Here is an 18,250-nt window from a genome sequence, read left to right as displayed (position 1 = left end):
TAAAAATGCCGATATGGAAACTTTGAAACGGTAAATTTTACGCAAGTGTGGGAGGGGTATAAGTTCTTGTGATTCCAGAGCTTATTTTGAAATGCGTTCTTTTATTAGTAATTTATAGCGTTTGGCAGTTTGTTTAATTTTATGATTATTGATGAATTACTTAAAAAGCTTATTAATGAGGACGATTGCTATCGAGGCTTAATTCGAAAAGAAGTTGCTCTAATACGGTTTTTGCAGAGGGTTCTAATGTCCAAATACCGAGCATTCTATTAAGTGCGGCGCGATACACTCTGTTTTTGAGTAGGAAGGCGAGTGTGCTCGTATCATTGCTGAATACGTGCATTTGCACGACGGTGAGCTCTGCTTTGTTCTCAATGTCTATTTTCTGAAGATTGCAAGCGGGTAGGAAGGCAGACTCATACCAAACCTCAACGATCTCTCGAAGCTCCATCTCTTCTTTAGGTACATCGCACTCCTGAAGTTGGTGGTTTTCAGGGATTGCGGATAAGTAAGCTACATCAAGCTTGTCTGCAACGAATGTGTACATATTCTTCCTTGTTACCTGTGGTATTGGGGCGAATCATCCCTCTCGCTTATGAATTTGTCAATTATATCCATTTCCCTAAATAGCGAATTGTGATTAAGCGTTGAGGTTTTAGCTTAAGCTGTTTAAGTATTTGTCTGTTAAGCCAAAATATTTCAAATTCCCATCCGGCTCTAACACTAAACTCATGTTTGATGTTGCGATCAAACCAGGGTCGTTAGTCGAAAAAATCACGGTCTTATTCAACAATTTATCGGAGAACAGGCGATTAAAGTATTGAGCGTTTTCTTGCTCTGCACCGTTGAACGGTTCATCAATGATAATCAGAGATTGCTCACAGTTACCTAGGCCAAGCGCCAGCCGCAACTTTTGTTGAATTCCATTCGGAAGACTTTTGCATTTGTCGACACTTAACTGAGTAGCCAAGCCTTCCGGAAGCCATTCATCTAACTCGAAGAAGCTCACCATCTCTTGCATCTTGTCTGTTGGAATCAGCCCGTTATGTAGAATGAAGTTGGTCTCGAGTGAGCCTTCAAAAATATGCAAATTAAAAGGGATGTAGTTAATCGAGGTACGATAACGGTAGCTATTGAACTGTTTAATGTTGTAACCATCGACAGAAACTGCGCCTTGATAGCGGTCTTCTAACCCAGCAATGATTGAAATTAAGGTGGTTTTTCCGCAGCCTGTTGGGCCACAAATGACCACTTTTGCACTGGGTGGGATTTTGAACCCCAAGTTAGTTAAACCCGTCGCGGCTCCTGCGTATCGGTGACTGACTCCGCTGCCCACAATGCTGCCTTGGAACAGGCGAATAGGCGGGCTTTTCTCTAAGGTTAATTTGTCGTCATTCATCGACATTAAATTATTGATTTGCGCGGACGAAGCCTTAATCGACTGGAACTTAGAAATTGAGTTATAGATACCCATGATTGGGCCTAGCGCTTTCCAAACCAGAATAACGGTTGCGAGCATGGCACCCGCATCAGAAGTGCCTTCCATCACGCCGATTACTGCAGTCACGATACTTGCTGTGCCAATCACTTGAATCAAACTGCCGCCAGCGGCCTGAATCTTACTGTTAGTTACGGCAACGTTCTCTGCATCGCTGGTGCTTTGCATATGTGAAGCGCTGAATCGAGATTGAACGACACGAAGTAAAGGTAGGCCTTGAATGGTCTTGATACCGCGAAGGATTTCGTTCCATTGATACGAGACCATCGCATTAGCGCGCGAGCTTTTGGACGTGGCTTGCGAGTAGATATAGCGAGAGTAAATACAGAACACTAACATCAGGATTAAACCACCCATCACCACCAATGCTGCTGTGCCTGACATCAGAGCTATGGCGATGATAAATACAATCACAAACGGCATATCAAAATAGCTAAGCGTTGATTCTGCGGTCACCAAGCGTCGGAAGGTGTCGATATCTTTCAAACGCGCTAACTGGGAAGATACTCCAGCTGTAGATGTCATCGCATAAGGTAGCCACAGCAGCTTAGATATAACGGCTTGCGAGATGTGCACGGCGAGATCTTTACCGGACGTGGCAATGATATTTACTCGCATCTTTTTAAAGAAATACTCCGAGAAGCCAACAATAATGGCGAATAAGGTTAGCCAATAGAGTGTGGCTTCGGAGCTCGAAGTCAGTGCGAAGTTATATACACTCATAATAAAGAATGGCTGCAATGCACCGAGAATACTGATGACGAAGCTGAGAATGATCAGGCTTTTAAGTTCATTGTTGTAACGATAGAAAGCGTGTTTTATCCAATTGCTTCTGTCTTGCGATTCCGGCGGTGGTTCGCGGAATAGACGAGAGTATTCGCTAATCGAAATCAGCAAACAGGGCTTTTTACACATTGGGTATTCAATGGTGTTGTTGTTCGTGTAATCAAACAGGAGTAACTTTCCATCCTTAGCACCTAAGAAGATCGCACTTAGATTCTCTATTTCAATAAAGCATGGGTGAGGGTGTTTATCTATATTCTCGAGTGTCTTTAATTTGGTCACATCACAGCGATACCCAAGGCGCTCTATGGTTGCTGTAAAGCTGTCGCCGTCTTTGGGTTTCGGAATAAAAGCATCGCTGAGTATAGCGGGTGTGCCTTCCCATTCGAGTGCTATCAGGGTGTAGGCCAAACCACGAATAAGTGGGGATTGACTGTAACGTTCGTCGTATCCACTAGATTCAAAATCCAACACACGTTGCGGCACATTATTGAAGTCGACTAAGATACTCATTGGTCACCTCCGGTAAGTTTTACGCGTTTGAGGCGATGGTTAAGCTTGTCCATTTTATTACTGGCGATGATCAAGATTTTGTCGTTGGCACGATAAGCCGTACTGGTGAGAACCATTCGTGCAAATTCCTCATCAAACACACAGTCGATGTCATCAAATATCAATACGCGCTTGCTGGCGAGCAGGGCGCGAACTAATAATAGGGCGTAGCCAACTTGGCGTGAGAATGGGTTACGCATATGGCCTTTGAGTTCTGTATAAAAACCGGCAGGAAGCCCATCAATTTGAGCTTTGATGTTCATGGTTTCACACAGTGCAAACGCCGTGTTATTCAAGCTTGGGCGGAAACAGGTGAGGTTATCGATAATCGTCCCTTCTACGAACGAACTGGTCTTATCAACCATCAGAACACTGTTACGCCAAACGTTGTAATTGACGTCATCCAAAGGCGTGTCGTTAATCATGATATCTAGTTTGCTATCACTGTTCTGACGCGTAATACAGTTAGCGAGGTGGGTCTTACCAGAACCACTTTTCCCTGTCAGCAAATAGGCTTGTCCGAGTTCGAACTCGATGCGCTGCTTTTCAGAATACTTAACCGAAATACGTTCTACTTCTGTTTTTTCATGTTGGTGCTCGACAGAGGATGCCAATTCAAGGAGATCAGCGATACGTTGGATATGGAGTTTGTTCAATTCCCAGCGGCTCGCGGTGCGCATTACTTGCTGGTAAGGCGCAAAATAACGGTTGGTTAGCATGATGATGGCGGCCATGATGCCTTGACTCGATTCCATATTGATAACGGCTGTTGCTAGTACTACCACAACACAAGCAATGGAGAGCTGTTGGATGAGCGCCAATATTAGGCTGAAGTTCGATTCAATCTGCTCATATTTGATGTTCTCAACTTCGCGTTCTTTGACCATTTGTGTCATCAGGCTTTCAACGCGGTATTCCATATTTCGAGCTTTGATATCAAGCGGACTAGAGATGATCTCGATGATTTTGGAGGTGGTTAACCCTTCGATGTCTGACTTATTCTGCAAACTACCAATCTTTTGTTTGGAAAGGCTCCACGCGAAAATAGCCAAGATGACAGAGGCAATCAGAAGGGTAATACCAGCCCATATGTTGATGAGACCAATAATAAGGATGGTAATCACGCTGACGGCTAGGTTGATCAGCGCTCGGACCGATTCGCCACCAAAGAAGGTTTTCAATTCAGGAATGGTTGAGATTCGTTCTAGGTATTCGCCTGTCTCCAAACGTCGGAACTTAGAGATTTCCGCCAAACAAATGGATTGAAATACCTTATTGGTTAGGTTGGTTTCAAACTGCCTCATGATGACGGAAGATATCTTCTCTTCCTGATTTTTCAGGTGATAGTCGAGGAAGATGGAAATCAAGATAATCGCGAACAATAAGAACAGAGTATCTTGCGCTTGGTTGGGTAACACTCGGTCAAAAATGATCAGAATAGAGAAGGGCAGTACCAAGCCAAACAGGGTGGAAATTATCGTAGAGAAAGTCAGATAGCACTTATCTGCCATATTGATCTTTTGTGAAAACTGCTCAGTTTGCATTACGGCCTCCTGTTTTCAACGACTCCGTTGAGAGAAGGTGTTTCGGCACCAAATCTTGATTGTCTCGTCCCTCAATATCGCTCATCAATTGCATGATGCTCTCTATCGATTGAATTGAGAGTATGCCTTTAATTTGCTCAAGCTTGATAGTCTCGATGATGTAGTCGTATCGTGCGCTTTCATAGTCTCTCAAAGCGCTGAACAGTTTACTTTCCGCCGCCAGCAAGTCGGTGATGGTACGCGTGCCTAATTGGTAGGCTCTTTGGATCCCTTTATAAGATGCATAGTTGGCGCGAATGATGTTTTCGTAACTGCTTATAGATTGCGAGAAATCGTTAATGTTGAGCACGGAGGTACTCACACTGTTACGTGTGGTGTAAAGCGAGTCTTGGTAAAGCAGTTCAGTACGCTCGATGGCCGTTGATGATTTCTGATAGCCGTAGTAATCAGAGCCACCAGACAAGATAGGCACGGCGAGGTTCAAGCCAACACTGGTTGAGTTACTTTCGCCTGTGGCTGTAATGTCGGTTTTATCGTAGTTATTGGCGTCATCGTGTCGATAGCTGGCTGAAAGCGACACGGTCGGTAAGAAATTCGAACCGCTCTCTTTTAAGCTTCTGCGGCTTCTATCTACGTTTTTCCGTGCTACCAACAAGTCGTTATTGAGCTTTAACGCCTGATCCATGATCTTGCGTTGTTCGGTTTCGTTGATCTCTTTTAAAGGCACGCTTTCGTATATGTCTTGCGACGGAGTAATAGGGTATTGAATTTGAATAGAGAGCCCGTTGAGAATGACACGACGATCTTTCTGCAAGGTTCTTAATCGGTTCGAGACACCTTCTTTCTGAGCGATAACTTCGTACAGCTCACTGGCTGCGGTGTTACCAAGCTCTACATTGCGTCGCATTTGATGTTCACGCGTTTCGGACGATTTAAGCTCAACCTTGGTCGCTTTGATTTGGGCGTTGTTTTTTAAATACTCAAAGTATTGAGACCCGATTTCCGAAATTGTGCTTTGGATTTTGTTCTCGTGTTTAATCTCTTCGATATTGAAGTCGAGCTTTGCTGTCCCATATTTGAAAATGTCACCAAGGTTGAATATGGATTGGGATAACGAAAGGCTGTAGCTGTTTGAGTTGTAGCTAGAGGTTTCATCCGGCACGCTCGATAGCAAGGTTTCATTCTCGTTCCATGTGGTATCGGCAGCACCATTGAGTGAAGGCAGAAATTTAGAGCGACTAATACCAATGTTGTACTCGTTTTCTTCAACACCCTTATCACTAGCGCGAAGAGACAGGCTGTTTTGCAGGCCGAGCTCTACCGCTTCAAGCAGGGTAGTCGCCAATGCTGAAGGTGTCGTGCTTAATACAAGCGCAGCCATGATGCTGCTAGTTAAGTTTTTGTACCGCCACATACTTGTTGATCACCTTGATGATTTGGTCGCTTTTATAAGGTTTGCTGATCACGTAATCCATTCCGGCCTCAATACAAGCCTGGTGTTCGTTACTGCTGGTCAATGCGGTTGCACCTATTATGGTACAAGGGTTTTTCTCGTTTTGTTGTTCGAATTGGCGAATACGTTTTGTTGCTTCGATGCCGCCCATACCCGGCATGATGCAGTCCATGAAAATGATGTCTGAGCGTTTATTCATGAAGTGTTTCACTGCGTCAGCGCCATCGCCAACCATGTCAGGTTCATATTCTTGTTTGGTAAGAATCCGTTTAAGTAAAATCTGCTGAACTCGGTCATCCTCTACGATAAGGAATGAGCTGTTTTCCATCTGTTCTTCCGATGCTTCCGCTTCCATAATGGTGAGTAGGTTTGGAATGAATTCGTAAGGAATAGCTGGAGCGTTGATGATTTTGTCGACAAAGCTATGACACTCTTGTGCTTGCTGAGTGTTGGTCACTGACAACAGTAACTTGGTATTTGGGTGGTTCTTAAGTTGGGATTTCACTGTTTTACTCAGTGAGGGCAGTTTGTTGGGTTCAAAGGTATCGGTCAGCATAATCGCATCGTATTCACCGAACGTTTTAGCCGCTGAGAAAAGCTCATTTGCAGTACGAATTTCGGTGATCTCTAGCCCCAAGTTACTGAGCATTTTCTTCATCACATCTATACGAACTTGAGTATTAGCACACAAGAGTAAACGCTTGCCATCAAAGCGAGTTTTCTCTGTGTGGAAGTTCTTAGCCTTAAGATCAAGCTCGATCTGAAAACGTTCCTGAGCCCCTGACTGGAACCAGTGGCTCTCGTAATATCCGTAATCCTTCAGAACGCTTTTCGCTAAGTCATCTGTGCTGGCTGTATGGTCTTTGTGTGCGCTCCAATGGAGTTTGTTGAGCTTGGCAACAGAAACATCCAGTGTTGATAAGAAGTTGAGGTTGATGGTGACACGGGTATTTTCCATGTCTGAAGCCGCACCCGATTCAATCGTTACAAACAGTTTCTTATTTGATTTGAGTTGAATAGCGTTAGAAAGTTGAAGGAACAGTATCCAGAATAAGCTGGTGGATTGGCCTGCAACACGATTCGGTAAGTTGTCAGAGATAAAACAGTCAAGTTGGCTTTCATTACGTTGTACTTTGGCACTGATATGAATCATTAATTCAGATAACACGCTCAGTAAAGAGAACTCTTTCGACTTGCTTTCCGTACCCTGTGATATCAAGCGATTATAGTTTTCTGCTAACTCAGATAGTGTGCTACACGCAGAGGTAATATCGTTCGCCATCAACACGCCGTTTTCATCGGTTTCTTGAACCAGATATTGGACGCCACCGTTGATGGTGTTTGTAATTCCGCGAATCTCATAACCGATCAGCGCATACAACTGTTTGTAGAGATCGTTATTGCGCTTTTGGTCTTCTAATTTACTGAAAATAAGTTTGAGATGAGAGTAAATCTGACGCTGCTTGGGGTTGATGCTAACTTCATTAAGAAGCTCTTCAAGACGTTGTAAATCTAGCTGCTTCAGCTCTTGATACAGGGCATCGAATTCATAGTCGATTTCGCGTTCGTTCGAGCTGGATTTCTTCAGTTTCAACATAGCAACTGAGTTGGATAGAATCGTAATCACAGCCAATATCACGGCCACCATAAACAACCAGATAAAGAACTCGTTTTTCTCAGACATTAAGTCATTCGCATGGTTGTTAAACATGGTGCGATAGTTGTCATCCATCTTCAGGTAGTTATTGGTCAATGAAAGGTACAAGCCCAATACGTCGTTACGTGTTTTAGGACTATCGGAGAAACGGTTAATCGCTAATTCAAGTTGAGTGTATTCAGTAGCGCCAACCAAGCTGAACTCAGTTTTGTTCAAAGAGGCTAAAGATCGAAATTCATCTATTTCACGCTTCAAGTTAACTAGATTGAATTCGTTAGTACCACAAGTGTCGGTACTTAAGCACTGCTGCAGAGTTTGAATATCTTGTTCGATGGTCTGATTAAGCTTCTGAGCTTGTATGAGTAGTGGGGCGCTTTGCACTTGTGCGACTGAGTCTACTTTTGACCAAGAAAAGTATAAATAGAAAGCGAGCGCAGCCAATACCACGCTAAATAGTATGCTTAGACGTAGAGCGGGCACGGAAATATTGTACGAAGGTTTACCGCTCATTGATTATCTCTCATCGAAAGCATCCTCGATGGCTGACATCACAGGTTTGGCAGCGTATTCGATCACGCGACGCGAGCCTGTTTTCACGTCGGCGGTAAATTCCATGTAAGGTGATAACTTGTATTGAGTGCCTCCTCGCTCAAGAAAGTTTCGGTTAATTTCAATCTCTGCTAAATAGAATTCAGCGTCTTCTTCTTCGTATGATGAACGGCTGATTGAGGCGATGGTTCCCTCAACAAATCCGTATTTTGCGAAGTTATAAGTATCCATTTTTACTTTGACTGCTTGGCCAATCTCAACAAAACCCATGTCTTTACGTGGGATCTTCGCTTCGCCGTGTAAGGAGTTATTGATTGGTACAATATCAGCGATACTTTCTCCTGGCGGAATCACAGCAGAACGGAAATTGAAATGCAGTTTGTCGACCACACCATCCACCGGAGAGTAGACGATTAGGCGATCAACCTTGTCGGAATGCTGTGGTTGTAAGATTCGCTTCAGCTTGAGGTCTTTGTTCGCTTGAATGATTTGTGCTTGGTACTCAGAGTTTCGATTCTCAACCAAGTCACGGTGTTGCTTTTCCAGTTTGTCGAGTTGGAAACGTTCGTTCATGACCGACTCATCAAGGTTCTCAATCTCACGCACCATATTCGACTCTTGTACTTTCATGTTAAGAACGTCGACATAAGACGCCATCTCTTCTTTATAGAGGGTGTTTTTGATGTTGAGCTGCTTACGTATCAGAGAGAGTTGATTCTCTGAACTCTTGCGGCGTTTCAACATAGAACTGATTAGCGAGTTCTTGTGCTTAATATCGTGCGTGATGAGCTCTTCATTTGAACGGTTCTTTGAGAACTCTTGTCGCCATGTGTTCATGTTGGTCTGGACTTGTTCTGGATACTGTTCAATGAAGTTGGCGAAATTAGGTTCCACCATGTCACGCAAACTTTCATAACGAATCTTGTCGAGCTCAAGCTGAACGATCTCCGTGTTCACGGTGTCGAGCTGAGTATTACGGTCGAGTGAGCGGATTCGCGCGATAGGTTGGCCTTCGTATACAACTTCACCTTTTCTCACCAATAACTCTTCTAAAATCCCACCTTCTAAGTGTTGAACTTTCTCTACGTCAGACTCCAATAACAATTCACCGCGCACAGAAACGACAATGTCGATGCGTGCTTGTGACGCCACGGCAATTGCAACCAAAGCAAGTAGGAATATGATGAGCAAGGTTTTATGAACGCTAGTCATAGCACTCGCAAGCACAATAGTGTCATCCGCTGTGACCTTAGACGCCTCGTTATTCGATACGAGTGCTTTTCTGAGGTGATGCTCTATTTGGTTATTGCTCATGACCTACCTCGGTGACTTCTCATCAACCACGTCCTTAATATCCAGCAGGTGATTGATTTGTCGATTGACGTTGTGCAATTCAGTTTTTACATCCTCTATTAGATCTTCCGGCGCAGGAAACTCGTGTCTACTCAAGTGTTCCAATTTGGCCATTTTTGGCGGAAGGTCTTGGTCGCAAAGCAACGTTAAGATGGTCTTCAATTTTTTTGAGTAACTGTTGAGTTCATCAAAACGATTACCTTTATGAAGCGCTTCTATATTTAGGGCTGCGTCAGAAAAGTCATTGTAAAAGTCGCCTAATAGCAATTGCAGCCCTTTGTGGTTGTTGTCGACCGAGCGCAACAAATTCGTCATGTCTATCATCTCTCCACTGCCTTAATTGCTTTAATCACAATAACTAAGGATCTTTAAAGGCAGTTTTCAAATTTTTTTTGATTCTTTCTCTTTAAAAATAAATTATGAAAAATGTTGTATAAAAAATTGGTTTTTCAAAATGATGTCCTTTAATGCCTCTACAAATACGATCAGTTAGCTAGTAGCAACGGAGGCTGTAATGGCAGGCGAAAATAACCAAAACAACCAAAATGAAGATCTAAATGACGCGGTAGAACAAACGGACACGAACGACGCGGGTACGCCCTCCCAACAACAGAATCAACAAAATCAACAAAATACGATTGCGTCGACAATAGCGACGGGTGCTGAAAATACGGATGCGGCAGACGAAGTTAACCAGGCTTTAGACGAAAATCCGAGTGGTGCAGGTAATGCTGAAGATGCCTCTGCTTCTGGTGCGGCTGTGCAAGAAGAGACGCCAGAAAGTGATGGAGATTCAGACGCTGCACAATCCAATGTAGTTGGTGGGGCCGCTTCTGAAGCTGGCTCGGACAATGCTGCTGGCAGTGGTGGCGGAGCGGGTGCTGGCGCTCAAGCAGTAGGTGGCGATAACGCAGAGTCTGCGACAGGTGGAGCAGACGCTGAAGGTAATGAAGAACAAGGCCAAGCTGCGCGTACTTCAGCAGCGCCGAGTGCAACATCTTCAGAGTCGGGTGACCAACAAGTTGGTGATGAGCTAGATTCACAAACAGTAGAAGAGACATTTGCAGTTGATGTTCAAGCTTCTGACGAAGAGACCATCAGCGAAGTAGAAGATGACTTTGATTCTGAAACGGTAAGCGAAACGTTCAAAATCAAAGTCGAAAGTGAAAATGATGCGCCAGAAGCAGAACAAGATCTGGCTTACATCATGGATGAAGATGGCTCCATAACATTCACTCAAGAACAATTACTCGAATACGCAAGTGATGTAGATGGGGACGAGCTTGTTGCTTCTAACGTTCAAGTTGGTGCTGATGCAACAGTTCAAGACAATGGTGATGGTACTTTCACCGTTGTTCCTTCAGCTGATTTTAATGGTGAACTTGACCTTACTTTCGACATCAGTGACGGCCAAGAAACGATTAGTAGCGCAATTGATTTAACGGTACGTCCGATTAATGACGCGCCTGTTCCTGAAGATAAAACGTTTGAAATTGAGGAAGATGGCACACTTATCTTCACCGATGCAGACCTGCTAACAGGCGCTACCGACATTGAAGGTGACAACCTTACGGTTGAAGGTGTGACCTACGATGGCGGTGACGGTATTCTTACTGACAACGGCAATGGTACGTACACCTTCGCACCAAATGAGAACTTCAATGGCGATGTAAACTTCGGCTTCGATGTGTCAGATGGCACCGATACGGTCTCTGCCAACATGGACGTAAGCGTTACTGCTGTTGATGATGCGCCAGTGTCTGGCGACCTAGCGTACTCTATTGACGAAGACGGTTCGATTCGTTTAAGCCAAGAGCAGTTGCTTTCTCAAGCATCTGATGTTGAAGGCGATGACCTAACTGCAAGCAGCCTAACCGTCGATGGTGATGCGACGGTAGTAGCTAACGATGACGGCAGTTTCACGATTACGCCAGATGAGAACTTCAACGGTGACATCGATATCAGTTTTGATATCTCAGATGGTACTAACACCGTTCAGGCTTCTGCGGATCTAACCGTTAACCCAGTTAATGACCTGCCTGTCCCTCAAGATCAACAGTTCAGTATTGCAGAAGACGGTACTTTACTGTTCACAGACGCGGATCTGCTTACAGGCGCGACAGACGTTGAAGGTGATAACCTGACGGTTGAGGGCATCACTTATGAAGGCACTGATGGCGTACTGACTGACTTGGGTGAGGGATCATACAGCTTTGCGCCAAATGAAAACTTCAATGGTGATGTGAGCTTTAGCTTCGATGTGTCAGACGGTACAGATACCGTGTCTGCAAACATTGACGTTAGCGTGACTCCGGAAAATGATCCTCCAGTTGCGGGTTCTACTTCTTACACCGTAAATGAAGATAACTCGATTACCATTTCTGATGCACAACTATTGGCAACATCTTCAGATATTGAAGGTGATGTATCCATAGACAGCGTGACTTACTCTGGTAGTGACGGTGTCCTCGAAATCAATGGTAACGGCACTTATACCTTCTCGCCAAATGAGAACTTCAGCGGTGAAATTGCACTGGATGTGGTTGTTGCTGATGAAGATGGTGCGACCGATGCGACGACTGCGGGTATCAATGTTCTTGAAGTGAACGATCCGCCGGTTGCAGGCCCAACGTCTTACACCATTGATGAAGACTCAGTCCTGACCTTCAGTGAGTCTCAAGTGTTGCTTAATGCCTCAGATGTAGAAGGGGATGTTGAGCTTGTTGGTATTAGCTACGATGGCCCTGAAGGTATCTTCTCAGTAAATGGTGATGGCACTTGTAGCTTCGCTCCGAATGAGAACTTTAATGGCCAAGTACAGCTTGATGTCACCATTCGTGATGAAGACGGTGCAGAAGTGGAAACCGTCATCAATGTTGACGTATTACCAATCAATGATGCGCCAGTGTCTGGTGATTTGGCTTACAACGTTAATGAAGATGGTTCAATCACACTGAGCCAAGATCAGCTGCTGTCTCAAGCGTCCGATGTAGAAGGCGAAGATCTAACCGCAAGCGACCTAACAGTTGGTGGTGATACGACGGTTGTAGCTAACGATGACGGCAGTTTCACCATCACACCTGATGCGAACTTCAATGGTGACATTGATATTCAATTCAACATCACTGACGGTACTGACACGGTTCAAGTAACCGCCGATCTTACTGTTAACCCAGTTAATGACTTGCCGGTTCCTCAAGACCAACAATTCAGTATCGCAGAAGACGGTACGCTTCAATTTACAGACGCCGACCTACTCACCGGTGCCACCGATATTGATGGCGACGACTTAACCGTTGAAGGTATTAGCTACACAGGTGGTGATGGCGTACTGACCGACCACGGTGATGGTACTTATACCTTTGCGCCAAATGAAAACTTCAATGGCGATGTGAACTTCAGTTTCGATGTGTCTGATGGCACAGAAACCGTCAGCGCTAACATTGATGTGAGTGTGACTCCTGAAAACGATCCGCCAGTTGCGGGTTCAACCTCATACATGGTCAATGAAGACAATGCCATCACAATTTCTGATGAACAGTTGTTAGCTAACTCTTCGGATATTGAAGGTGCCGTGTCGGTTGATACTGTGACTTACAGTGGCACTGATGGTGTGTTCCAAGATAACGGCGATGGCAGCTATACCTTCCTTCCTAACGAAAACTTCAGCGGTGATATTAGCCTTGATGTGATTGTTGCAGATGAAGAGGGTGCAATTGATGAAACCACAGCAGGTATTACCGTTCTTGAAGTGAACGATCCACCGGTTGCGGGTCCAACGTCATACACCATTGACGAAGATTCGGTTCTGACGTTCAGTGAATCTCAGATTCTTGTGAATGCTTCGGATATCGAAGGCGATGTAGAACTTGTTGGCATTAACTACGATGGCTCTGACGGTATCTTCACTGTAAATGGTGATGGTACATGCAGCTTTGCGCCCAACGAAAACTTCAATGGTCAGGTTCAACTGGGTGTGACCATTCAAGATGAAGATGGCGCAACGGTTGAAACACACATTAACGTTGATGTATTGCCAATCAATGATGCGCCAGTATCGGGCGATTTGGCTTACACCATCAATGAAGATAGCTCCATCACGCTAAGCCAAGAGCAATTGCTAGCACGAGCAGGTGATATCGATAGCGACAACTTAGAAGCTATCAATCTATCTACTGATGAAAATGCGACCATCCAACACAATGATGATGGCAGCTACACCATTACGCCTAACGCCGACTACAACGGTGACCTAGACCTGAACTTCGATATCATCGATAACGATGGTGGTTCAGTTCAAGTTGGCCTAGACATTACCGTGAATCCGGTTAATGACTTGCCACAAGCGCAAGATCAACAGTTCACGATTGAAGAAGACGGTACGTTACTCTTCACCGATGCTGACCTGCTTGCCGGCGCGTCGGATATTGATGGTGATGAACTGTCGATTGAAAACGTGCTCTACACAGGTGCAGATGGTGTTCTTAGCGATAATGGCGACGGCACATATAGCTTTGCTCCAAACGAGAACTTCAATGGTGATGTTCAATTCTCATTCGATGTCTCTGACGGTACTGATTCAACATCAGCTGTTATTGATGTCAGCGTAACGCCTGAGAATGATCCACCGGTAGCGGGATCAACATCGTACACAGTTCAAGAAGATGGCCAAATCACGATCAGTGATGAGCAACTATTGGCAAACTCTTCCGATGTAGAAGGCGATGTATCATTGTCTGGAGTATCGTACTCCGGTGATGACGGCTCTTTTGTTGATAATGGCAATGGTACTTACACCTTTACGCCAAATGAAAACTTCGATGGTGATATTTCACTAGACGTTGTTGTCGTTGACGAAGACGGTGCAACCGCAACCACAACCGCTGGCATCGATGTTATCGCTGTGAATGACGGGCCTGAAACGTCTGGCATTCAGGCAGAGGTAGACGAAGATAACTCCATCACTATTACTCAAGAGCAGTTGCTTGCAAACGCAACCGACATTGAAGGTGATGAGTTAACGGCATCTAACCTACAAACCAACGATCCAGATGCGACAATTGTTACTAATGACGATGGTTCATTCACCATTACGCACACCGAGAACTTCAATGGCGAGTTGGACTTCACATACAGCATCAGTGATGGTGACAATGAAGTTCTGACCACACTCGACCTAACCGTTAACCCAGTTAATGATGCGCCAGAAGCAGGCGAAGAGATATTCATTCAAGCGCAAGAAGACCAAACAGTAGGTGTGACGCTTCGTGAAGAGCCAGCACTACGTCTGGACCAAGCACCAGAAAACGGCATCATTGAAGCAAACCTTGATAATGAGTGGGTAGTACTCGAAGTTGGACAAGAAGTACCAGCCGACACAGAAGTGCGCTTTGTACCAAGTGAGGATGCTTTAGCTGAAGGTACACATACCACGCAAATTGGTACCTTCGATGATAACGCGAGCGTTGATGATTGGGGCACAGAAGTTGACCCATACACTCGTGAGTTCTCGGATGGTGACTTAACGGTGACGGTTCAAAGTAACGATGATCCGCTGGGTGCGTGGAATGGTAATACGCACATTGGTCATGGTATCGGTGATACTGACCGTCAAGGCCTAAGTGGTGATGAGAAACTGACTGTTTCGGTTGAAGGTCAAGACATCAATGAAATCAGTTTCCACCTAGATGGTTTGGGTGGCTGGTTCATGGAAGAATCTCGCCACTTTACAGAAGTAGAAATCAAAGCATTCAATGAGGGTGGCGACCTAATTGACTCGATGACTTACCACAAAGAAGATCGTGGTGGTTACGAGACTGATTACACGCTTACCGTCTCTGAACCTGTGTCTTACTTTGAACTCGGTACGGTACAAGGAAATGGTACTTACGTCGTTCAAAACATGACAGTGTCACAAACCTGTCATGATGAAGCCGTGTTTACTTCGATTGGTGTAGACGGTTCTGAAATCACTGAAACGGTTGAGTTGAACATCCATGCGGGTGACAACGAAATCGAGCTAACGGCTGATCTTCCAAATATCACTATCGATACCGATGGTTCTGCTCAGTTTGCTTCGGTTGTGATTACAGAAGAACAATTACTGGCTCAAGCGTCAGATATTGATGGCGACGATCTTGATATTCAAAATCTAGAGCTGGTGGGTGAAAACTCAGAGCATGCAACACTGACTGATAATGGTGATGGTACTTGGACGGTAACACCGGATGAAAACTTCCATGGTGAAATCGAACTGGGTTATCAAGTTACCGATGGTGAACTGACCGACGACAACATCATTAACATTAACTTCGAGTCGGTGAATGATGCGCCAATCGTTTCTGGTCCAATGGTGCTATCGACAGACGAAGACCAAGGTATTACTTTTAGTGCTGATGATTTATTGGCGAACACTACAGATGTTGAAGGCGATACGCTGTCTATTTCTGACATCACGTACGGTGGTGATCACGGTGACTTGGTCGACAACGGCGATGGCACGTTTACCTTCATGCCGAATGAAAACTTCAATGGTGAAATCGACATCGACTACAAGGTGTTCGATGGTACCGATGAAGTGGCAACGCACCTAGACCTAACGGTTGTGCCTGTTAACGATGTTCCAGTCCCAGGTGAACCGCTACATACCCAAATGCTAGAAAATGGCTCTATTGTCATTGAAGCGAAAGACCTTCTATCTGGCGCGACGGATGTCGATGGTGACATTCTGCATGTTGAAAACTTACTACTTGCAGACCAAACGCAAGGTACTTTGACCGATAACGGTGATAACACCTTTACCTTTGAACCTGCTGAGAACTTCTATGGCGAAGTGAACCTCACCTTCGATATCAGTGACGGTCAAGCAAGCGCACCAAGCACGGCAAGAGTTGACGTTGAGATTGTCAACGAAGGCCCTGAAGTGAGCGCCCCGATTGAAGCGGCGGTTGATGAAGATGGCTCAATCACTATCACACAAGAGGATTTGTTAGCGAACGCGACGGATGTCGATGGCGACAATCTTGAAGCTGTTAACTTAGCAACCAACGATCCAAATGCGGTTATCGTAGAAAATTCAGACGGTAGTTTCACTATCACACCAAGTGCAGATTTCTTTGGTGAGATTGAATTTACTTACGATGTCACTGACGCAATCGAAACGGTTGCAGCTGACCTCAATCTAACCGTAAATCCAGTCAATGACGCGCCAGACGTTCCAGACATGTCTTTCACTACGGAAGATGGTCAAGCGATTACTATTACCGAAGCTGAATTATTAGCACAAGCGACAGATGTTGAAGGCGATGACCTGTCAGTTGTGAATGTGACGAGTGCAAGCGACACGGTAGAAGTAACAGATAATGGCGATGGCACATACACATTAACGCCAGAGCAGGGCTTCTTCGGCAATGTTGACTTAACGTTTGATGTGAGTGACGGCACCGACGTGGTGGCTGCAAACATCGACCTAAAAGTTGAGTTCGTTAATGATGCTCCAGAAGCAACGCCAATGGTTGCGGATGTCGACGAAGATGGTTCAATTCTCGTTACACAAGCGATGTTGCTGGAGAACGCGAGTGATCAAGATGGTGATGAGCTGTTTGCGAGCGCGCTAGAAACCAACGATCCGAATGCAAGTATCGTAGACAATGGCGATGGTACTTACACAGTGACACCTTCGGAAAACTTCAATGGTGATATCGCATTCACGTATGAAGTGAGTGATGGTGAACTCAGTACCGCCAATGACATGACATTGACCGTGAATCCGGTGAATGACATTCCAATTGTTGCTCCAGGCATGTACCACATCGAAGAGGATGGCAGCATCCTGTTCACTCAAGAAGATCTATTGAGCGGTGCGATTGATATTGATGGCGATGACCTCAGCGTTACTAGCATCAATTACTCTGGCGATGAAGGCACAGTTACCGATAACGGCGATGGCACGTTTAGCTTCGTTCCTGAAGAGCACTTTAGTGGTGATCTGCAGTTCAGCTTTACGGTTACCGACGGCACTGACGAGGTAGAACAAGACCTAAACGTTCATATTGAAGCGGTCGCGGATGCACCGGATCTTGTGATAACCGATGGCGACGGCGTTAACGTTGATGACCAAGCTATTTTGGTTGAGCCTGGTGGCATTGTTGAACTGAACATTGCAACGGCGCTTGTCGACCAAGATCTATCAGAAACACTGACTGTAACGGTTGATGGTGTGCCGGAAGGTTCTGTCATCCAATACGATAACGAAGGCGTTCTGAATGACCAAGATAACGGTATCACCAGTTACAACGATACTGAAATCACTGTAACGTTTGAAGGTGAAACCGCAGGTTACCAAAACACCGCGGGTTACTACAAAGTTGACGAAGACGGTAACATCACGGGTGTTGAAGTCGTTTATGAAAACGCATCACAAGTTGATGGCGGTGGTGACCTTGTTCCTGGGCAAGATCAGTTCAGCTTCCAAGTCGAGGAAGGTGAGAGTTTCAACTTGTTCTTGATTCCAAACGGACATCAACACAACGACTTTGATGCGATGCAAGATGGCCAGTACGAGTTCCGTGCAGCGGATGGTTCACCAGCGAACATGGACACGGTTGATCCTCAACTTGTCTTTGTTGCTGCAGATGGAACCGAAACCGTAGTGCAAGGGCAGAACGGTGACGCGATCTTCCATGGTGGTTCAAGCTCTCAGCTAAACCAAGATGGTATCGAACATACTCGTACGACGGTTAATGAAGACGGCGAGCTGGTTTACGGCTTTGAAGATTTGTATGGCGGTGGTGACGCTGACTACACGGACTTCAACTTCACAATCGATGTGGGTGAAGTGAACAGCCAAATTTACAGCGGTG

Annotated in this window: 8 protein-coding genes; 1 reads left to right on the top strand and 7 read right to left on the bottom strand. The window is 45.1% G+C overall.

The features are described from left to right. Positions 1–172 precede the first annotated feature (172 nt). From A142_RS08920 to A142_RS08890, 7 genes are all read right to left on the bottom strand, one after another. A complete protein-coding gene (locus A142_RS08920) occupies positions 173–547 on the bottom strand; it encodes a hypothetical protein (RefSeq protein WP_019823713.1) in 375 nt (124 codons plus the stop codon). Positions 548–655: 108 nt separating this feature from the next. Then, positions 656–2,794 carry an ATP-binding cassette domain-containing protein gene (locus A142_RS08915; protein ID WP_019823711.1) on the bottom strand — a complete coding sequence of 713 codons (2,139 nt, stop codon included), beginning with the start codon at positions 2,792–2,794 and terminating at the stop codon, positions 656–658. Continuing rightward, positions 2,791–4,377: an ABC transporter transmembrane domain-containing protein gene (locus A142_RS08910; protein WP_019823710.1), complete on the bottom strand. Its 1,587-nt coding sequence runs from the start codon at positions 4,375–4,377 to the stop codon at positions 2,791–2,793. The genes A142_RS08915 and A142_RS08910 overlap by 4 nt, the downstream gene beginning before the upstream one ends. After that, a complete protein-coding gene (locus tag A142_RS08905; RefSeq protein WP_019823707.1) occupies positions 4,367–5,791 on the bottom strand; it encodes a TolC family protein in 1,425 nt (474 codons plus the stop codon). Before A142_RS08905 ends, A142_RS08910 begins: the two co-directional genes overlap by 11 nt. Next, a complete protein-coding gene (locus A142_RS08900) occupies positions 5,766–7,997 on the bottom strand; it encodes an ATP-binding response regulator (RefSeq protein ID WP_019823706.1) in 2,232 nt (743 codons plus the stop codon). Before A142_RS08900 ends, A142_RS08905 begins: the two co-directional genes overlap by 26 nt. A gap of 3 nt (positions 7,998–8,000) precedes the next feature. Then, positions 8,001–9,350 carry an HlyD family type I secretion periplasmic adaptor subunit gene (locus tag A142_RS08895; RefSeq protein WP_019823705.1) on the bottom strand — a complete coding sequence of 450 codons (1,350 nt, stop codon included), beginning with the start codon at positions 9,348–9,350 and terminating at the stop codon, positions 8,001–8,003. A gap of 3 nt (positions 9,351–9,353) precedes the next feature. Beyond that, entirely contained in the window at positions 9,354–9,713 is a 360-nt protein-coding gene (locus A142_RS08890; RefSeq protein WP_019823703.1) for a hypothetical protein, read from the bottom strand. Positions 9,714–9,903: 190 nt separating this feature from the next. Between A142_RS08890 and A142_RS08885 the strand changes: the two genes are divergently transcribed. Then, positions 9,904–18,250, top strand: an 8,347-nt coding sequence (locus A142_RS08885) for a tandem-95 repeat protein (RefSeq protein WP_019823701.1), incomplete at its 3' end; no start/stop codon positions are given.

Source organism: Vibrio splendidus 12E03, from assembly GCF_000272105.2.
Taxonomy (GTDB): Bacteria; Pseudomonadota; Gammaproteobacteria; order Enterobacterales; family Vibrionaceae; genus Vibrio; species Vibrio splendidus_I.
The sequence above is the reverse complement of the archived record's forward strand: the minus strand, read 5'-3'. Positions and strand labels throughout refer to the sequence as shown.

Coding starts and splice junctions, on each gene's coding strand:
- A142_RS08920 (WP_019823713.1), bottom strand. CDS start 547: ATGTACACATTCGTTGCAGACAAGCTTGATGTAGCTTACTTATCCGCA.
- A142_RS08915 (WP_019823711.1), bottom strand. CDS start 2,794: ATGAGTATCTTAGTCGACTTCAATAATGTGCCGCAACGTGTGTTGGAT.
- A142_RS08910 (WP_019823710.1), bottom strand. CDS start 4,377: ATGCAAACTGAGCAGTTTTCACAAAAGATCAATATGGCAGATAAGTGC.
- A142_RS08905 (WP_019823707.1), bottom strand. CDS start 5,791: ATGTGGCGGTACAAAAACTTAACTAGCAGCATCATGGCTGCGCTTGTA.
- A142_RS08900 (WP_019823706.1), bottom strand. CDS start 7,997: ATGAGCGGTAAACCTTCGTACAATATTTCCGTGCCCGCTCTACGTCTA.
- A142_RS08895 (WP_019823705.1), bottom strand. CDS start 9,350: ATGAGCAATAACCAAATAGAGCATCACCTCAGAAAAGCACTCGTATCG.
- A142_RS08890 (WP_019823703.1), bottom strand. CDS start 9,713: ATGATAGACATGACGAATTTGTTGCGCTCGGTCGACAACAACCACAAA.